General features: G+C 59.4%; 18 protein-coding genes. 12 read left to right on the top strand and 6 right to left on the bottom strand.

The features are described 5' to 3' along the window. Positions 1-4 precede the first annotated feature (4 nt). A complete protein-coding gene (gene arnB / locus G5149_RS10450; protein ID WP_216979921.1) occupies positions 5-1,141 on the bottom strand; it encodes a UDP-4-amino-4-deoxy-L-arabinose aminotransferase in 1,137 nt (378 codons plus the stop codon). 399 nt (positions 1,142-1,540) lie between these two features. Between arnB and G5149_RS10445 the strand changes: the two genes are divergently transcribed. Together G5149_RS10445 and G5149_RS10440 are read left to right on the top strand one after the other, a co-directional pair. After that, complete coding sequence (locus G5149_RS10445; protein WP_421212401.1) at positions 1,541-2,908, top strand: UDP-glucose dehydrogenase family protein; 1,368 nt, start codon at positions 1,541-1,543, stop codon at positions 2,906-2,908. Positions 2,909-2,933: 25 nt separating this feature from the next. Then, on the top strand, positions 2,934-4,577 hold the full coding sequence (locus G5149_RS10440) for an ArnT family glycosyltransferase (RefSeq protein WP_421212400.1): 1,644 nt from the start codon (positions 2,934-2,936) through the stop codon (positions 4,575-4,577). A 290-nt stretch (positions 4,578-4,867) separates the two neighbouring features. Here G5149_RS10440 and G5149_RS10435 read toward each other — a convergent pair whose 3' ends face one another. Beyond that, complete coding sequence (locus G5149_RS10435; RefSeq protein WP_005339769.1) at positions 4,868-5,623, bottom strand: outer membrane protein assembly factor BamD; 756 nt, start codon at positions 5,621-5,623, stop codon at positions 4,868-4,870. 117 nt (positions 5,624-5,740) lie between these two features. Between G5149_RS10435 and rluD the strand changes: the two genes are divergently transcribed. From rluD to clpB, 3 genes are all read left to right on the top strand, one after another. Continuing rightward, on the top strand, positions 5,741-6,721 hold the full coding sequence (rluD, locus tag G5149_RS10430; RefSeq protein ID WP_227341786.1) for a 23S rRNA pseudouridine(1911/1915/1917) synthase RluD: 981 nt from the start codon (positions 5,741-5,743) through the stop codon (positions 6,719-6,721). A 213-nt stretch (positions 6,722-6,934) separates the two neighbouring features. After that, a complete protein-coding gene (pgeF, locus tag G5149_RS10425; RefSeq protein WP_421212399.1) occupies positions 6,935-7,672 on the top strand; it encodes a peptidoglycan editing factor PgeF in 738 nt (245 codons plus the stop codon). A gap of 202 nt (positions 7,673-7,874) precedes the next feature. Then, entirely contained in the window at positions 7,875-10,448 is a 2,574-nt protein-coding gene (clpB, locus tag G5149_RS10420; protein WP_337073294.1) for an ATP-dependent chaperone ClpB, read from the top strand. Positions 10,449-10,727: 279 nt separating this feature from the next. Here clpB and asnA read toward each other — a convergent pair whose 3' ends face one another. Next, entirely contained in the window at positions 10,728-11,720 is a 993-nt protein-coding gene (asnA, locus tag G5149_RS10415; RefSeq protein ID WP_058058982.1) for an aspartate--ammonia ligase, read from the bottom strand. A 154-nt stretch (positions 11,721-11,874) separates the two neighbouring features. On the opposite strand from asnA, the gene asnC reads away from it, so the two are divergent. Beyond that, a complete protein-coding gene (gene asnC, locus G5149_RS10410) occupies positions 11,875-12,336 on the top strand; it encodes a transcriptional regulator AsnC (RefSeq protein WP_005339783.1) in 462 nt (153 codons plus the stop codon). An 8-nt stretch (positions 12,337-12,344) separates the two neighbouring features. Here asnC and G5149_RS10405 read toward each other — a convergent pair whose 3' ends face one another. Beyond that, complete coding sequence (locus G5149_RS10405; RefSeq protein ID WP_337073295.1) at positions 12,345-13,109, bottom strand: substrate-binding periplasmic protein; 765 nt, start codon at positions 13,107-13,109, stop codon at positions 12,345-12,347. Between the two features lie 87 nt (positions 13,110-13,196). Here G5149_RS10405 and G5149_RS10400 point away from each other — a divergent pair, with 87 nt between their 5' ends. Next, positions 13,197-13,733, top strand: coding sequence for a DUF2301 domain-containing membrane protein (locus tag G5149_RS10400; protein ID WP_421212398.1), 537 nt, complete (start codon positions 13,197-13,199; stop codon positions 13,731-13,733). Here the strand turns inward: G5149_RS10400 and G5149_RS10395 are convergent. Then, positions 13,730-14,134 (bottom strand): CBS domain-containing protein, encoded by a 405-nt coding sequence (locus G5149_RS10395; protein ID WP_421212397.1) that lies wholly within the window; start codon positions 14,132-14,134, stop codon positions 13,730-13,732. The two genes, G5149_RS10400 and G5149_RS10395, sit on opposite strands and share 4 nt — an antisense overlap. Before the next feature lie 162 nt (positions 14,135-14,296). Here G5149_RS10395 and G5149_RS10390 point away from each other — a divergent pair, with 162 nt between their 5' ends. Then, positions 14,297-15,001 carry an SDR family oxidoreductase gene (locus G5149_RS10390; protein WP_421212396.1) on the top strand — a complete coding sequence of 235 codons (705 nt, stop codon included), beginning with the start codon at positions 14,297-14,299 and terminating at the stop codon, positions 14,999-15,001. On the opposite strand, the gene G5149_RS10385 is transcribed toward G5149_RS10390, so the two are convergent. Then, positions 14,927-15,487: a 2-amino-4-hydroxy-6-hydroxymethyldihydropteridine diphosphokinase gene (locus G5149_RS10385; RefSeq protein WP_421212395.1), complete on the bottom strand. Its 561-nt coding sequence runs from the start codon at positions 15,485-15,487 to the stop codon at positions 14,927-14,929. The genes G5149_RS10390 and G5149_RS10385 overlap by 75 nt on opposite strands. A 124-nt stretch (positions 15,488-15,611) precedes the next feature. Here G5149_RS10385 and G5149_RS10380 point away from each other — a divergent pair, with 124 nt between their 5' ends. The 4 genes from G5149_RS10380 (at position 15,612) to G5149_RS10365 (ending at position 19,009) form a co-directional block, all read left to right on the top strand. After that, positions 15,612-15,704 (top strand): YnhF family membrane protein, encoded by a 93-nt coding sequence (locus G5149_RS10380; RefSeq protein ID WP_005341891.1) that lies wholly within the window; start codon positions 15,612-15,614, stop codon positions 15,702-15,704. 103 nt (positions 15,705-15,807) lie between these two features. After that, complete coding sequence (locus G5149_RS10375) at positions 15,808-17,217, top strand: sensor histidine kinase (RefSeq protein ID WP_421212441.1); 1,410 nt, start codon at positions 15,808-15,810, stop codon at positions 17,215-17,217. Then, positions 17,214-17,732, top strand: a complete 519-nt coding sequence (locus G5149_RS10370; protein ID WP_421212394.1) for a hypothetical protein — start codon at positions 17,214-17,216, stop codon at positions 17,730-17,732. The genes G5149_RS10375 and G5149_RS10370 overlap by 4 nt, the downstream gene beginning before the upstream one ends. Beyond that, on the top strand, positions 17,729-19,009 hold the full coding sequence (locus G5149_RS10365; RefSeq protein WP_236347909.1) for a sigma 54-interacting transcriptional regulator: 1,281 nt from the start codon (positions 17,729-17,731) through the stop codon (positions 19,007-19,009). Before G5149_RS10370 ends, G5149_RS10365 begins: the two co-directional genes overlap by 4 nt.

Here is a 19,009-nt window from a genome sequence, read left to right as displayed (position 1 = left end):
ATTGTTACTCCAGTATGTCGGTCAGGGCTGCCACGACCCGATCCACGTCGGAGAGCGTCATGTCGGGGAAGAGGGGCAGGGTGCAGAGCCGTGACGAGTTCCACTCTGTGTTGGGTAGCGAAAGATCCGGATAGCGCTCCCGGTAGTACTTCTGGGTGTGTGCAGCGCGAAAATGCAGGCCACTACCAATGCCTCGCTCCTGTAGCGCCTGCATCAGCTGATCGCGATTGAGGCCGCACTGCTCGGGGTCGACCCGCACCATGAAGAGGTGCCAGGCATGCAGATGGGGGTAGGTGGGAATGGCAAGCGGTGCCAGCGGCAGGTTGGCCAGACGTTCATGGTAGCGAGACACCAGCTCGACCCGCTTGGCATTGAGCTCGGGCAGTCGGGCCAGCTGCACCAGAGCGATGGCGGCGTTGATGTCGGCCAGGTTGTATTTGAAGCCCGGCATCAGCACCTCCGCCTGCGGCTTGCGTCCCAGCGTCATGCGGTCGAAGGCATCGACCCCCAGGCCGTGGAATTTCAGCATGCGAGCCTTGTCGGCCAGCACCTGGTCATCGGTCACCAGCATGCCTCCCTCGGCACAGGTAAGATTTTTGATGGCGTGGAAGGAGAAGATGGCGGTGCCGGTTTCCCCGACCCAGCGCGCGCGATAGCGGGTGCCGACTGCATGGGCGGCATCTTCGATAACTGGAATATCGTGCTGGCGACCCAGGGCGAGGATGGGGTCGAGGTCAACCGGTGCCCCTGCGTAGTGGACCGGGATGATGGCCCGGGTGTTGGGAGTGATGAGCGGTTCTATCTGGTCGGCGCTGACCATCAGAGTATTCCTGTCCACATCGACAAAGACCGGGGTGGCCCCCAGCAGGGTGATGATGTTGATGGTGGAGACCCAGGTCTGGGAGGGGGTGATCACCTCGTCACCCGGGCCAATCCCCAGCGCCATCAGGGTGACATGCATGCCCGCGGTCGCGGAGCAGAGCGCGACCGCATGCTGGCAGCCAAAGGTCTCGCAGAAACGCTGCTCCAGCTCATGATTTTTCGGACCCGTGGTGATCCATCCCGATTGCAGCACCTCGCTGACGGCACGGATCTCGGCCTCGCCCATGGCAGGCTTTGAGAATGGCAGAAAGTCTTTCATACGACTCCGGTCTTAATGTCGCAAAAAATAAAATGACGATGAAAATCGGCATTACCGATTTTCACTGGAAATATGCCTGGGGAAAGTGTCGAGATTGCTCGATATATTTTGAAAGTAGCTGAATAACGAGTTTTTATTCAAGCGCACAGCAACACTTGGTAACAATTACTGCCGCTTTGGTGATGTAAGTTAATATGGAAATATCTCGTAACAAAAAATTGCTTGGTTTTGTTTTGGGTTGGTGTTTAGCCATTTGCCTGGGTTCACAACCAGAATTATCAGCTGTTGCTGAACGGGTTGGTTGTCGTTCAAATTGACACTGCTTGTTACAAATTGCCCATAGTGCAATTGGGTAAAGGATGTAAAGTTTCCATCATTACGCATTATGGGAAGGTTGTTATGAATATCACAGTATTTGGCAGTGGTTATGTTGGACTGGTACAGGCAATTGTATTGGCTGACGTGGGACATCAAGTTGTCTGTATCGATCTTGATGCAGATAAAATAAATAAATTATCCCATGGCGAATTACCAATATATGAGCCGGGACTGGATGTGTTATTACACCAGACATTGCAAAATGGCTCGCTGACATTCACCACGGATATTCCCATGGCGGTTACCCACGGTGACGTGCAATTTATCGCCGTCGGTACGCCCCCTGATGAGGATGGTTCGGCCGATCTGAGCGCCGTCAGGGCGGTGGCGAGATCGATTGCCCAGCATCGTTCAGATGAGGTGATCATCGTCAACAAATCCACCGTGCCGGTCGGTACGGCAGACAAGGTATTCCACTGGGTCATGGAGCAGCAGGCCGAGCTTGGCAAGCAGTTCGAGTTCGATGTGGTCTCCAATCCCGAGTTTCTCAAAGAGGGGGCGGCCGTCCGTGATTGCCAGCGTCCGGATCGCATCGTCATCGGCACCGGTAAGGAGCGCTCCAGAGCCGTCATGCGTGAGTTGTATGAGCCATTCAATCGCAATCACGACCGCATTCTGTTTATGGATGTTCGCAGTGCCGAGCTGACCAAGTATGCCGCCAACTGCATGCTGGCCACCAAGATCAGCTTTATCAACGAGATGGCTGGACTGGCCGAGCGGGTCGGTGCGGATATCGAGCTGGTGCGGCAGGGGATTGGTGCCGACCAGCGTATCGGCTACCAGTTTATCTATCCCGGTTGTGGTTATGGCGGGTCCTGTTTCCCCAAGGATGTGAGGGCATTTCTGGCGACTGCAGCGGCCCTCGACTACGACACGCCGCTTATTCGTGCGGTGGAGCGGGTCAACGAGCGGCAGAAGTTCAAGCTCTTCGACACCCTAGCCTGCCACTTTCACGAGCAGGGCGAGTCGCTGGTAGGCAAGACCATTGCCATCTGGGGACTCGCCTTCAAGCCCAATACCGATGACATGCGCGAAGCGCCGAGTCGGGTGCTGATGGAGGCGCTGTGGCAGGAGGGGGCGCGGGTGCAGGCCTTCGATCCGGTGGCGATGAAGGAGGCCCAGCGTATCTATGGTTGCCAGCCCGAGCTGTCGCTGATGGGGACCAGGGAGGCGGCGCTGGCGGGGGCGGATGCGTTGGTCATCTGTACCGAGTGGAACGAGTTCAAGGCGCCCGATTTTGCCCAGATCAGGAAGATGCTGGCGCACCCCCTCATCGTCGATGGTCGCAATCTCTACGATCCGCTCAAGATGAAGGGGCTGGGTTTTTCCTACTATGCCATCGGGCGTGGGGAGACCATTGCAGAAGGGATGAGCCATGCAGAGTGCTGATATTTCGCAGCGCACTCTCTGCTGGATGTTGCTGCTGGTTGCACTGGTGCTGCTGTCTGGCCAGTTTGACCATCAGCTCTGGACGCCTGATGAACCCCGCGAAGCGGCTATTGCACTCGAGATGTATCGCAGTGGTGACTGGGTGGTACCGACCCTTGGCGGGCGCAGCTTTGTCGAGAAGCCACCACTCTTTTACATGGCCGCTCTGCCGTTTCTTGATGGGTTTGAATCCTGGCTGGGGGTGACCAATAGCCTGCGGTTGGCGGGCGTGGTCTGGGCGGCGGGTATACTGCTTTTTACCGGCCTGCTGGCCTATCGCCTGCTTGGCAATAGATCGGCCGCGATCTGGTCGGTGATCGCACTGGGCACCATGGAGGGATTTATTATCAACACGCACTGGATCAGAACGGACAGTGCGCTCGCCTTCTTTGTCATATTTACCCTCTGGGCATTTTCAGAATATTACCTTGCACGCCGTTGGTGGATGGCGATATTGGCCGGAATAGGGCTGGCGGGCTGTTTTATGGCAAAAGGTCCTATCGGGCCGCTGACAGTGTTTTTTGGCTGGCTCCCGCTATTCTTCTTCGCTGCAAGATGTGCCACCATCGACAAAAAACTGCCCGAATTTATCTGGCAGCATCTGTTGATACTGCTCTGTTTTATATTGCCAGTGGCAGCATGGATCCGTGAATTAATTAATCATGTTGATGGCGATGCCTTATGGGATGAGTGGTTCTGGCAGAATCAGGTTGGCCGCCTGACAGGCACCTCTACCGAACTCGGCCATATCAAGAAAGGGGCCTATCTCTATTATTTATGGGGGATGGCTGAGTATACCATCCCCTGGTTGCCATTCATTTTCTATTGGGGTTGGCAAACCATAAAACAGCGACGCTGGAGTCGTGAGCGAATATTTCTCTTGTGCTGGGCAGTAGGAACACTTGTGCTGTTAACCCTGTCATCCACCAAGCGTACCCTCTACCTTTTTCCGTTGTTGCCGGTATTTGCCATCATGTTGGGTCAGGTCAGCCTGAACTGGCCGGGATGGACGGCTCGCTATGGTCGGGGATGGCTCTGTTTCATGCTGCTGTTTTGTGTCGTGGTTACGGGGATCACTCTGCTCGGCCCTTCACTACCAGGTACCAGCCATATTCCGGCAGACGTGCTCCACATCGCCGGCAAGCTGGGGTGGCGTTACATTCCCGCGATTACCCTGTTCGTGATAGCGCTGGAGCTATTGTTGCGGCGCAAGGAAGTACATGGTGCCATTCATATCACCAGCTCGGTAGCGATCATCTTTCTGCTTACTTTTACACTGGTTTACCCCTTGATCGATGCCGCCAAGGGGGTATCGGGAAAGATGGCCCTGTTGCTTGATAGGATCCCGCCCGAGACGCGGGACCGCATTGCCGGCTGGCGATTGGGGGAGACGGAGCTTGGTCTGCTATCTGCCTATGAAGAGATGCGGGTAATGAATCTGGACAGGGAGAAAGTGAGGGATGTGGTTGCCTGTCGTGATGCCCGGTTTGATGCCGTGTTGGTCAATGGTACGGCCGGGGAGAGGGTCAAGCTGCTGGAGGGGATTCCCTATCAGTTGCTGGCCCAGACCGCTCTGCGCTCGGACAAAGGGCAACTACTGACTCTGGTGACAGGATTACAGTGCCATTAAGCCATCTATTCCCATTCAGGGGCACTGTATGAGGCAATATGGCCGTGTGGTGACGGTTCCGCTCTTCCCGGCCTGGCGTCGGGCTGACAGCGGGTTTGCAACCCTTGGTGATAAGCGAACTTCACGATGCGGCCATCTCGCAGGTGGCTAATGAATGGGATAGATGGGGTGTGAGGGGCCGCGACCGCTATGGGTTGCAGGAACTTCACCCAGCCGGATTGGTGGATTGCAAAGATAAAAAAACCGATGCCTTGGCATCGGTTTTTTTATTACCGGTTTATCCGTATCACTCAGCCACGGCCGAGGCGGTTCTCCGGGTAGTTCTTGGCCAGCACTTCGCGGGCATGCTTGGCCAGCTGCGGCATCTTCAGGGCGTCGTAAGACTCGACCATGATCTCCAGTGCCTTCTCGGTTTCGGCTGTGTCGGGGTAGGTTTCGACAATCAGCTTGGCCCGGTTGGCGGCTGCGACCAGTGCATCACGCTTCACGTAATACTCGGCCACGCTCAGGTCATATCGGGCCAGACGATTCTTCAGGCCAATCATGCGGGCGCGGGCATCGGCGGCATAGACACTGTTGGGGTAGTTCTGCAGCAGGGTCTTGAAGTCCTGGAATGCCTGACGGGCATAAGCAGGGTCTTTGTCGTCCCGACCGATACCGAACAGGCTCTGGAAGAAGTTGTAATCCGCCGCCATGTTGGTCAGGCCGCGCATATAGAAGACGTAATCGATATTTTTATGCGCCGGATTGAGGCGGATAAAACGGTCGATATTGGCGATCGCCTGAGCGGTATCATCCTGCTTGTAGTAGGCATAGATGAGGTCAAGCTGCACCTGGTTGGAGTAGGCACCGAACGGATAGCGAGAGTCCAAAGCCTCCAGCAATTCAGTGGCTTGCACGTAATTGCCAACGTCCAGTTTGAGGCGTGCTTTCTGGTACAGGGTCTCCGGCGGTTCGTCGGGTACCTTGGGTTTGGTGCTGGAACAGCCTGTGATCAAGGTAGCGACCAAGGCGAGCGACATCAGCAGGTGAGACTTCTTTCCCATCAACAACATCCGGTCCATTTCCACGAAATTGGCAAAGTATCCGTTATGCTTGGCTAAAAGAAAAGCTAGAATACCCGGATTATTTCGAATTGATACCCCCCGCTCAAGAGACCATACATGAGCCAGCATATTGAACTGACAGGCGAATTCCAGGATCACCAATTCGGGCAGCGACTCGACCAGGCCCTGGCCGAATTGTTTCCAGACTACTCCCGCACCCGCATCAAGGAGTGGATTTTACAGGACAGAGTGACCCTGGACGGTCAGGTTGCCAACACCCCGCGCGAGAAGATTTTGGCCGGGCAGCAGGTGCATGTGAATGTCGAGCTGGAAGATGATACTCGCTGGGATGCCCAGGATATCGAGCTCAACATCGTTTATGAAGATGAACACATTCTGGTGATCGACAAACCAGCCGGTCTGGTGGTTCACCCGGGCGCAGGCACGCCGGATGGCACCATCCTCAACGCCCTGCTGCACCGCTACCCCGGCATTGCCGAGGTACCCCGCGCCGGTATCGTGCACCGTCTGGATAAAGACACCACAGGTTTGATGGTGGTTGCCAAAACCGTACCCGCCCAGACCCATTTGGTGGAAGCGTTGCAGGCGCGCCAGATCACCCGTGAGTACGAAGCGATCGCCATCGGTCACATGACCGCAGGTGGTACGGTTGATGCGCCCATAGGCCGTCACCCGACCCAGCGTACCCATATGGCCGTGGTGCCCAATGGCCGCCCCTCTGTGACCCACTACCGGGTGCACGAGAAGTTCCGTGGCCACACCCGTCTGCGTCTGCGTCTGGAAACCGGCCGTACCCACCAGATCCGTGTCCACATGGCGCACATCAAACACCCGCTGGTGGGGGATCCCGCCTACGGTGGCCGTCTGCGCCCGCTGCGCAACGCGACCCCCGAGCTGACCGAGGCGCTGCGCAACTTCCATCGTCAGGCGCTGCACGCCACCATGCTGCAGCTGGCTCATCCCATCACGGGTGAAGTGATGCAGTGGCACTCCCCCACGCCGCAAGACATGGTGGCGCTGATGGAGGTGCTGCGTGCCGACACCCTCGCCAATCCGGATGAATTGGTCTGGAAATAGTGGCTTGATTGAGGCACTGCACTCCTGAATAGCCCTCGCCAACCCGGACGAGCTGGTCTGGAAAGGGTGATGAATCTGGCGGTATTGCGACAACTTCTGCCGTAACCCGCCGATACAGCGCGTAGCACACAGAACCTTGAAACGGGGCGTCTTGACTGGTTGCAGCCAAGCGCCCCGTTTCCATTTGAACGATAGAGCGTGAAGGAGTGAGCAATGAAATGGCTTGAACCCGACTGGCCGGCACCAGCGTGCGTCCGTGCCCTTTCGACCACCCGGGATGGCGGAGTAAGTGAAGGGGTCTTTACCGGTCTCAATCTGGGGGCCCACGTGGGTGACGAACCGGTGCGAGTCGAGGCCAATCGGGCCCGGCTGCAGCAGGCGGCTGCCATCCCGGGGCCCCTCAACTGGCTTAATCAGGTGCATGGCACCGTGGTTCATCCGGTCAGCAGCCATTATCAGCAGGCGCCGGATGCTGATGCTGCCTGCGCCCATGAGGCGGAGCAGGCCTGCATCGTGATGACTGCTGACTGTCTGCCGGTGTTGTTCTGCGATCGGGCCGGTACCGTAGTGGCTGCCGCCCACGCGGGCTGGCGTGGACTGAAAGAAGGCGTGCTGGAGGCGAGTATCGCTGCCATGGGTTGCGAGCCGGGTGAGATCCTGGCCTGGCTTGGCCCAGCCATCGGCCCCACAGCGTTTGAAGTGGGTGGCGAGGTGCGCGAAGCCTTTATGGCTGAGCAGGCTGAAGCAGAAGCGGCGTTCGTCCCTTCGTCCAACGATGGCAAATGGTTGGCGGATATCTACCAGCTGGCGCGGTTGCGCCTCGCCCGTGCTGGCGTTACCGCCGTCTATGGCGGCGAATACTGCACCTTCAGCGATAGCGAGCAGTTCTACTCTTATCGTCGCGACGGCCAGACCGGCCGTATGGCCTCCCTCATCTGGTTGGCCCGCTAAGCAATCACCCGCCAACTAATACCCCGTCTCTCTCAAGAACAGATCCGTATGAGAGAGGCGGGGATCCTGCCCTCTCCCCGCTTTGCAGAAAAAATAACCAGCCCATGCCCTTGAAATAGCCCGTACGGGCCTCATCTTTCATCTCAGAAAGTTATGTTGTTTGCCGCGCAAGCGGCGTCTGCCTGTTTGAAGGGGGAGTGCAATGCGCCTCGATCGCCTTACCAGCAAATTCCAGATTGCTATTTCCGATGCCCAGTCTCTTGCGCTGGGTCGTGACCACCAATTCATCGAACCCGTTCACCTGATGACCGCACTGGTCAATCAGGATGGCGGCTCTATCCGTCCGTTGCTCACCCTGACCGGGATGGATATCAATGCCCTGCGCTCCCGCCTTGGCGAGGAGCTGGATCGCCTGCCGCGCGTCAGCGGTGTGGAAGGGGATGTGCAGCTCTCCAACGGCCTCGGCCGGCTGCTCAACGTCTGCGACAAACTGGCCCAGCAGCGCAAGGACCAGTTCATCTCCTCCGAACTGTTCGTGCTGGCGGCCCTTGACGAGAAGGGCACGCTGGGCGAGCTGCTGCGTGCTCAGGGGCTGACCAAAGAGAAACTCGAAGCGGCCATCGACAAGGTGCGTGGCGGCAAGAAGGTTGAGGATGCCAACGCCGAGGAGAACCGTCAGGCGCTGGAGAAGTACACCATCGATCTGACCGAGCGGGCCGAACTCGGCAAGCTCGACCCGGTGATCGGCCGGGATGACGAGATCCGCCGCACCATTCAGGTGCTGCAACGCCGTACCAAGAACAACCCCGTGCTGATCGGTGCACCCGGTGTCGGTAAAACCGCCATCGTCGAGGGGTTGGCTCAGCGCATCATCAACGGCGAGGTGCCGGAAGGGCTCAAGAACAAGCGGGTGCTGTCGCTGGACATGGGGGCGCTGGTGGCCGGTGCCAAATATCGCGGCGAGTTCGAGGAGCGGCTCAAGGCCGTGCTGAGCGATCTCGCCAAGGAGGAGGGCAACGTCATCCTCTTTATCGACGAGCTGCACACCATGGTCGGCGCCGGCAAGGGCGAAGGGGCCATGGATGCGGGCAACATGCTCAAGCCTGCGCTGGCACGGGGCGAGCTGCACTGCGTCGGTGCCACCACCCTGGACGAGTATCGCCAGTTTATCGAGAAGGATGCCGCGCTGGAGCGCCGTTTCCAGAAGGTACTGGTGGAGGAGCCGACAGTCGAAGATACCATCGCCATCCTGCGCGGCCTGAAAGAGCGTTACGAGCTGCACCACCATGTGCAGATCACCGACCCCGCCATCGTGGCTGCGGCCCAGCTGTCGCACCGCTATATCGCGGATCGCCAGTTGCCGGACAAGGCCATCGATCTCATCGACGAGGCGGCGGCCAGCATCCGGCTGCAGATCGACTCCAAGCCCGAGGCGCTCGATCGTCTCGAGCGGCGCATCATCCAGCTCAAGCTGGAGCAGCAGGCGCTGATGAAAGAGGACGATGACGCCAGCCGCAAACGGCTGGAGCTGATCAATCAGGAGATTGGCGAAAAAGATCGGGAATACAACGAGCTGGACGAAGTGTGGAAGGCCGAGAAAGCCGCCCTCGCCGGTACCCAGCATATCAAGGCTGCGCTGGAGCAGGCCCGTCAGGATCTCGATGTGGCACGCCGCGCAGGCGACCTGGGCCGGATGTCCGAGCTGCAGTACGGCCGCATTCCGGAACTGGAGAAACAGCTGGATCTCGCCACTCAAGCCGAGATGCAGGAGACCAGCCTGCTGCGCAACCGGGTCACTGACGTAGAGATTGCAGACGTCTTGGCTCGCTGGACCGGCATTCCGGTCGCCCGCATGCTGGAAGGGGAGCGCGACAAGCTGCTGCGGATGGAAGAGCAGCTGCACAGCCGGGTGATTGGCCAGGAGGAGGCGGTCGATGCGGTCTCCAACGCCATTCGCCGCTCCCGTGCCGGACTTTCCGATCCGAATCGCCCCATCGGCTCCTTCCTGTTCCTGGGGCCCACCGGGGTGGGCAAGACCGAGCTGTGCAAGGCGCTGGCCGAGTTCCTGTTCGATACCCAGGACGCCATGGTGCGGATCGACATGTCGGAGTTCATGGAGAAACACAGCGTGGCCCGTCTGGTGGGGGCGCCTCCGGGATACGTGGGTTACGAGGAGGGCGGTTATCTGACCGAGGCGGTACGCCGTCGCCCCTACTCGGTGATCCTGCTGGATGAAGTGGAGAAGGCACACCCGGACGTGTTCAACATCCTGCTACAGGTGCTGGACGATGGCCGCCTGACCGATGGTCAGGGTCGTACCGTCGATTTTCGCAACTCGGTGGTGATCATGACCTCCAACCTCGGGTCGGATCTCATTCAGGAGCACCACTCCGAGAAGGATTACGACGAGATGAAGGGCATGCTGATGGAGGTGCTGACCCGCAGCTTCCGGCCGGAGTTCATCAACCGGATCGACGAGACCGTGGTGTTCCACCCGCTCGGCGAGGAGCACATCAAGTCCATCGCCCGCATCCAGCTCAAGAGCCTGATGGGCCGACTGGAGGCTCAGGGTTACGAGGTGGAGGTGAGCGAGGCGCTGCTCGAGAAGCTGGTGCACGCCGGGTTCGATCCCGTCTACGGGGCGCGTCCCCTCAAGCGGGCGATCCAGCACAAGGTGGAGAACCCGCTGGCGCAGGCGCTGCTCTCCGGCCGCATCGTCCCCGGCAAGAAACTGCTGCTGGGAGCCGACAGCAATGGCCTCACCATGACCCAGTAACCAGTCTCGTATCTATGTTTGCAACGCCAGCCCTCGGGCTGGCGTTGCCATATCTGGGCGATGGAAAATAAAAAACGGCAATCCGAAGATTGCCGGGAGGAATGTAGTGAAGCGACCTGACGTGGGTTGAGCGGGTCGCAGGGGCAAGCCCCCGATTGCGAAGCGCGGCCACTGCTGGCCTCGCTTCTTACAGCCTGCCGGGGATGCGCTCGCTCAACCCCGACGGCCACCTGCCTGTTGCCATGCCGACTGTGATGGCGCCGGCATGGCCTTCATTCGTTACAGCATGCCTTGCACGGCGGCTTTCATCTCGGCCGGCCAGACGCCGACCTGAACCTGACCGATGTGCTCTTTTTGCAGCAGCAGCATGGCCAGACGGGATTGGCCGATGCCGCCACCGATGGTTTGCGGCATCCGTGCGGCCAGCAAATCCTGATGCCAGTCGTACTGCAGACGATCCTCGTCGCCGGTGATGGCCAGCTGGCGACGCAGCGCCTCGGCATCGACCCGGATCCCCATGGAGGAGATCTCGAAGCTGTCTTGCAGCACCGGGTTCCACACCAGAATGTCGCCGTTCAGACCTGCCAGACCCAGCTCGCTGTGGCTGCTCCAGTCGTCGTAGTCCGGGGCGCGCACATCGTGGCGCTCACCGTGGGAGAGGGCACCGCCGATACCGATAAGGAACACGGCACCCAGCTCCTTGGCGATGGCGCGCTCGCGCCCCTTGGCATCGAGGTCCGGGTAACGGGCCAGCAGCTCTTCGCTGTGCAGGAACTGGATCTCGGCCGGCAGGAAGGGGGTCAGCTCGTGCTCGGCGCAGACCGCGCGCTCGGTGGCCTTGATGGCGGCCCAGATGCCGCGCACGGTTTCCTGCAGGTAGGCCAGATCGCGGCGCTCGCTCGGCATCACCTTCTCCCAGTCCCACTGATCCACGTAGACGGAGTGGATGGGAGTGAGGCGATCCTCGTCCGGACGCAGCGCCTTCATGTGGGTGTAGATCCCTTCGCCCGGGCCGAAGCCGAAGCGTCCCAAGGTCTGGCGCTTCCATTTGGCCAGTGAATGGACCACTTCGTAGCTGTGCTCCGGCAGGGTCTTCACCTTGACCTGCACCGCATTCTCGTGGCCAGAGAGGTTGTCTTGAGTGCCATCACCGACCCGGCTCAGGATGGGGGCTTGCACCTCCATCAGACCCAGTTGCTGGGCGAGCTGGCGGGAGAACATCTCTTTGACGAAGCTGATCTGCTGTTGGCTGCGAATGTAGTGCTGTTTCATGCTGAATTCCTGTTTCAAACCCCGTTGGATGTGGTGATTCTTCAACGGATTGCCAACTAAATTCAATATTCGATAATAGAAATAGGCTTTTTATATTTTTTTCTTCAAAATTAGCGAGCGTTTAATGAGATATCGCTAACGGGAGTGCAAAAAAATGCCGGAAAATTACCGGATCGATAATCTCGATCAGGCCATCCTCACCGCCCTGATGGAGAATGCGCGTATTCCTTATGCCGAACTGGCCAAGCAGCTGGCAGTCAGCCCGGGTACCATCCATGTGCGGGTGGAGAAGATGAAGCAGGCGGGGATCATCGAGGGGACGCGGGTGCAGGTTAACCCCAAGAAGCTGGGCTATGACGTCTGCTGCTTTATCGGCATCAATCTGAAGAGCGCCAAGGATTACCCCTCGGCGCTGGCCAAGCTGCAGGCGCTGGACGAGGTGGTGGAGGCCTACTACACCACCGGCCACTACAGCATCTTCATGAAGGTGATGACCCGCTCCATCGACGAGCTGCAGATAGTGCTGATCAACAAGATCCAGACCATCGACGAGATCCAGTCCACCGAGACGTTAATCTCGCTGCAAAACCCGATCTTGCGGGATGTGAAACCCTGACCTGTTGATCAGGGTTCGATATAGGGGATGCTGTACTTGTCGTAGAGGGTTTTGAGGCTGCCGTTGCGCTTCATGCGCAGCAGCTCGGCATCGTAGGCGGCCATCTGGGCGGGCGTGTTCGCGTCGGCCCGTGCGCGGGTCCAGGTGTTGAAGTAGGGGCTGCTTTTGAGTGGCTTGGGCAGGTAATCGACTTTGCCCGTCAGCCCCTCCTCCTTGATCTGGGCGAAGGCGGTGACCAGCGGCATGGGCACGGTATCGATCCGCCCGGCCAGCAGTTTGCGCAGTTGCAGCTGGTTCATGGTGATCTCCTGAAACTGATAGGCCGGGTCGGTCATCGCCGCCGCCAGTTCTGGGGTATAGGAGAAATCCTTGGTCACGCCGATGCGCCAGGGTTTGAGATCGGCCAGCGTCTCGTAGCGGATCTTCAGCAGGTCGGCCTTGCGCACGAAGAAGTGCCAGCTGTGGCGTAGATGGGCCTGTTGGGGATAGATGAGATAACTCTCCCGCTCCGCCTTGTAGGAGTGGGTCATCACCAGGTCGCAGGCGCCGGTTCCGGCATTGCGGGTGAGGCGGGCTCCCGAATCGGCCAGTTCAATCCGGAAGGGCATCTCCAGCTTGTCGAAGATGGCGGTGACGATATCGATATCGAGCCCACGGGGTTTCTGATCGGCATCGAGAAACTTGAGCGGGGGCTCCATGGTGCCGCAGATCACCAGCTCCTTGGCCGGCAATCCGAGTGGAAACAGCAACCAAAACAGGGGGATCACACGCAAACTACGTCTCCTGAGCCCGTTTGAAGATATTCCAGAACCTGATTCCAGTATATTGGATGGCACCTGATCCGTTAGAAGCGACTGTTTATGGCAAACCCTGAAATCGAAAGTACGCTGGACGGGATCGACAAGTTGACCGTCTCGATCTACCGTCTGGGCCTGAGTGTGGCAGCCCTGTTGCTGCTTTGCCGTGGTGCGGCGCTGCTGAGCGGGTTGGCACTGCTCCCGTCGGCACAATGGTTGATGTCGCTGGCAGTGGCAAGCGCAATCTGCGGCTTCTCGCTGCATATCTACGACAAGCGGATTCGCCTGATTCTGCAGGGGTTTGGTTGGGGCTCGCTGGCGCTGGCTGCGGTGGGGGCACCGGATGCACTGGTGCTGGGAGCCGCGTTGGCAACCCTCTCCGGGCTGGCGTTTAAGGAGCAGTTTTGCTTCGCCATTCCCGGCATCAAGCTGGTGCCCATTTTGCTGCCGGTGTTATGGCTGCTGGAGTGGTTGCGGGTGGAGTGGGCCGCCGCACTGGTGGCGCTGGTCTGCGGGGCCCTGTTGACCTTGCTGGCGCTGGCCAAGTGGCGGATGCCCCTGCACTTCGATATCGGTGACAAGGGGCGTTACCAGATCTAGGTCTGCTGGCACACCTTCATCTGCTGGTTGAGGGCCTGCATCACCTGACGGCGGCTGATGATGCCGATCACCTTGCCCTGTTGCAGCACCGGGTAGATCTTGGGCTTGGCATCGGCCATCTGGCGGGCCAGCTCCAGAATACAGTCATCCGGCCCGACCGAGAGGGGCGAGCGGTTCATCAGATCCTCCACCCGGGTGCGGGTATCGCAGTGGTAGCTGCCGGTGAGCAGGCTGGGAATGCAATCTTGTTCGGAGAGAAAGCCGATCAGCCGTTTCTGCTCATCCAGCACCGGCAAGCCGCCAAGGCCCGATTGATGCAGGCGATCCAGCGCCTCGGCCAGGCCAAGGCCGGCTGTGAGGGAGTGGGTCAGACGACCCATGTGATGGTGTACTTTCAGCATGGTGGTGACTCCGCAAGAGGGGGATGTCGCCACTATGAGGCGGGTGGGTGGTCCGCGACCAATGGCTTGTGCCGCAGGGATTGATAGGCACCGGCCATCGGCGGTGATCCGCTGGCAGGCGGGCTTCGTTCATGCAAGACCATGAAAGGGAAAGGAGATCGTATGCGTGCATTGGTAACGGGCTGTGGCCGTCGACTCGGATTTTATCTCTGTGAACAGCTGGTGGCAGCGGGTTGGCAGGTGACGGGCAGCTATCGCAGCGAGCGGCCGGAGCTGGCCACGTTGGCTGCATTGGGGGTCGAACTGGTGCAGGCGGATTTTGGCCGGGAAGCGGACGTTGGCAAGCTGCTCGATCTGCTGGCTGCCCATCAGGATCTGGCGCTGGTGATTCACAACGCTTCGGCCTTCGAGCCGCAGGCAACTGATCCGGCGGCGCAACTGGCCCAGTTCGAGCAGTTCTACCGGGTACACATGGCGGCCCCCTTCCAGCTAAACCGGGCGCTGGCCCCCCGGCTGGCCAGCAATCCCAACGCCAGCATCATTCACATCACCGATATCTATATCCATGCCCCGGCCCCCCGTTTTGCCAGCTATGTGGCGACCAAGGCTGGAGCCCATTCGCTGGCCATGAGCTTTGCCCGGGAGCTGGCGCCTGCGGTTCGGGTCAACACCATAGAGCCGGGTCCCATCCTGTTTCTCGACGAGCATGACGAAAGCTGGCGCCAGCAGGTGTTGGCGAAAACACCGCTGGCGCGGGAGGGGGGGCTTGAGCCCATCTGGCAGGCGGTGCAGTTACTGATGGGGAACAGTTATATGACGGGGGCCAGCATCAAGGTGGATGGCGGGCGCGCGCTGGCCACTCTCTGAGGGGCTGCCGAGCACCAGCGGCTCCAGACCGACCTGTCGGGTCAGCAAGCCCTTGCCAGACAGACCTGGCAGTTCCACCAGCAGCGCGACCTTGGGGTCATGCACTTCGCCATGGCCGTAGAGTTCCGCCAGCAGCTCCGCCAGATAGGAATCGACCTCTGCCGTGGCAAAATCACCGTGCGTGTTGCTGGCCAGAATATCGATGTCGAGCGGCCGATCGTGCACCTTGCAGAGCGGGTCGCTGCGATCCCGGCCGTGAGCCACTTCGAGGGCGACAAAGCGCTGCTTGAGGCGGACGGCATCGAGCGGGCTCTCCACCACCAGCAGGCAGTTGAGAAAGTCGTGGCTGGAGTGCATTCCCACCGGCTTGGTGCGGATCACCGAACTCAGTTGCAGGGGGCCGACGTGCGCAAGCAGCTCGGCCAGCGCACGGCTGACATGGATATGCGGATCAAGATTGGAACCAATGCTACACAGATAGAACATGCTCACCTTCCCGGGGTTGGGCTCATCTGAAATGTATACGCAGCTCACGGTTATCGGATTAACTATGGCTTAACATTGTCTTATCTATTGTGATCCGGCACTGATTGGCAGAAAGGAGGTTTGCATGAGTGTGGAGCTGAAATGGGCGCTGTTGACCGCTTCGGGTGCATTGGCGATGATCCTGACCATCTGTCTGGCCTCTGTCGCGTTAGCGTGAATCATCACAATCCAGATAATCCAAACCGGCCCGTTGGCCGGTTTTGTTTTTCGGGGCGCTGCGGCTATGCTGGCGCACCGGTGAGAAAGCAAGAGAAGAGATGATGACCAAGGTTCGCCCACGCTCCCTGCTGCAAGTGGTATTGATGGGATTCGTGCTGGTGCTGATGCCGCTGGGCGGGATGATCTGGCACAACAGTACTGCCCTTGCCCACCTCAGCCAGCTCACCAGTGACGAGATGGAGCGGGCGGTCAAGGATACCCGTCGCGCCACCCTGCTGACGGCGCAGGTTATCGACATTGAACGTACCTTGCGCCGCTTCGCGGTGCTGGGGGATCGCCGCAGCCTCACCAGCTATCAGCAGCAACTCGACGGGTATCGGGTATTGCTGGCAGAGCATCGCAACTCCATCTCCGACGGCCAGCTCTATAGCGGGCTCGACCAGGGGCTGGCCTGGCTCGACAGCTTGCAGGATGCCGCGTTGGCACGAGCGGCAGTGGCTGGCGACAAGCTAGAGCTGTTTAACGATGCCAACAAGCAGCTCGAAATGGTTACCCGCAGCCGGGTTGATGAGCACATGGATCGGGTACGTCTCACCATCGCCGGATTGACCAGGGAGCTCTGGTGGGTGAGCGGTGCCGTGGCAGCCATCAGCTTGCTGCTGGTCTTTATCTTCACTTACCTCATCATCCACCCGGTACGACAGATTGAGTCGCGCATCTTGAGTCTGGGGGCGGGGGTGGAGCCCGATCCTCATCCGGTCGATGGCCCTGCCGAGCTGGTGTTGCTGGGGGAGAGGATCCTCTGGTTGCACGACAAACTCAAGGAGCTGGAGCAGCAGAAATACCAGTTCCTGCGCCATGTCTCCCACGAGCTCAAGACCCCGTTGGCAGTGCTGCGGGAAGGCTCGGATCTGCTCTGCGAGCAGTTGGTCGGGCCGTTGACGCCGGATCAGCTGGAGATCTGTCAGATGCTTGACGAGAGTAGCCGTCGTCTGCAGACCCTGATCGAGCGGTTGCTCGACTTTAATCGCCTCAGCCAGCAGGAAGCCTTCGAGCTGGAGTCCGTTCCCCTGCAGCCCATGCTGTCAGAACTCATCGTGGAATATCGGCTTGCATTGGAGTCCAAGCAGATCCGTGTACACTTGCCGACTGGGCAGGTTGCCCTGTGGGCGGAGCCTTACCGGCTGCGACTGATCCTCGATAACCTCTTCTCCAATGCCGTCAGTTACGGCGCCAGCGGGGGCAATATCTGGATCAGGGCAGGACAGGACAAACAGATAAGCTGGCTGGAGGTAGCCAACGAGGGGCCAGAGATCCCCGCTGCCGATCAGCAACGTATTTTTGAACCCTTCGAACAGGGCAGTACAGTGCGGCAAGGTGTATTGAAAGGCTCTGGTATGGGCCTCTCTATCGCCCGTGAGTCTGCCCATAGCCTCGGAGGTGAGTTGGTTCTGGTAAGAGATGAACAGGCAGATGTCTGCTTCAGGTTGACGTTGAAAAGAGAACTATGAAGATACAGCGCGTATTTCCAGCTCTGATGGCAGGGCTGCTCGCGGGTTGCTCCTTGCTGCCGCAGCAGGCACAGCGGGACTCCTCCGATATCGCTTTTGCCAAGCGGATGGAGTTTGCCAACAAGGAGATGCAGGTGCGTCTGCAATACTCCGACTGGCTGCTGGCCAGTCACCCCCAGCAACGGGTGCAGGAGCGTCAGCGTCTGAAAGGGGCCGACGATCTGGAGAGCCGGGTCAGTCTGGCCATGGTGGACTCCCACCCCGCCGAATCGGTGGCCAATCGCACCGCCGGTCTGGCGCGCCTGAAGCAGATGCTGCCCGAGCTGGGGCTCGATGCGCAGGCCTTTTTGCGCAGCTGGATCGCCCTCGGCGAACAGCTGCTGGCCCGCGACAGCCGTCGCGATGACCAGAGCCAGGAGATCCAGCGGCTGCGTCGTCAGATCGAGCAGCTGACTGCCATTGACGACCAGCTCAACCAGCGCAAGCTGAATGAGAATCGTGAGGCTATACCATGAGCCGGATCCTGTTGGTGGATGACGACGTCAGCCTGCTCAAACTGATGAGCATGCGGCTGCGCAGTCAGGGTTATGAGGTGGATACCGCCGACAGTGCGGAGGGAGCCCTTGATCGGCTTCGTCAGCAGCGGGCCGATCTGGTGTTGAGCGATTTGCGGATGGGGGGGATGGATGGCCTTGCTCTATTCGAGCGGATCCAGGCCCAGTGGTTGGGGCTGCCGGTCATCATCATGACTGCCCACGGCACCATACCGGACGCTATTCAGGCCACCCGCTCCGGCGTCTTCAGCTTTCTGACCAAACCCATCAACAAGGACGAACTACTGGCCACCATCGAACATGCGCTCAGCTTGACCCGGCCGAAACAGCAGCAGGAGTGGCAGTCGTTGATCCTGACCCGCAACCCCCAGCTGGAACAGTTGCTGATTCAGGCCCACAGCATCGCCACTATGGAGGTCCCTGTGCTGATCATGGGGCCATCCGGTTCCGGCAAGGGGGCAATGGCACAGGCGTTGCACCAGGCCAGCCAGCGGCGCGACAAGCCGCTCTATACCATCAACTGCGCCGCCATTCCCTGGGCTTCCCTCGATCTACAACTGTTTGGTGAAGATGGCCAATCCGGTCTGTTCGAGCAGGCCAAGGGGGCGACCCTGTTTCTTGACGAGATTGGCAGCTTATCTGAATCCTTGCAGGCCAAGCTGCTGCAGGTGATGGAAGAGTATGGCCAGGGCACGCCTGAGGTACGGGTGCTCAGCTCCAGCCATCAGGATCTGGTCAAGGCGATGGAGGAGGGGCGCTTTCGGGACGATCTCTTTTACCGTCTTAACGTTGCCAACATCACTTTGCCCTCTCTCAGTGCCCGTAGTGAGGACATTCCGCTGCTTGCCAGACAGGCGCTGGATGATTATCGCTGCCGCCACAGCGACTGTGCGGCTATGGGCTTCTCACCGGAGGCGCTGGCGATGTTGGCCGCAGCCGCCTGGCCGGGTAATGTGCGTCAACTCTGCAACCTGGTGGAGCAACTCGCCAGCCTCTGTTGCAGTCCGGTGATCGGGGTCTCCATGGTGGAGTCCGCGTTGAGTGGTGGTGGCGGCGGCATCCCCTCGTTCAACGAGGCGCGGGCCGAATTCGAGAAGGAGTATCTGATCCGTTTGCTGCGCACCACCGAGGGCAATGTGACCCTGGCGGCCAACATGGCGGGCAGAAACCGTACCGATTTTTACAAACTATTGAATCGGCACGGTATCGAGGCAGCAAACTTCAAATCGAAGGGATAA

The sequence above is a fragment of the Aeromonas sp. 600479 genome, assembly GCF_049175515.1.
In the GTDB taxonomy this organism is placed as follows: Bacteria; Pseudomonadota; Gammaproteobacteria; order Enterobacterales; family Aeromonadaceae; genus Aeromonas; species Aeromonas veronii_A.
Note: the sequence above shows the minus strand (reverse complement) of the source record. Positions and strands in the feature narration are given on the sequence as shown.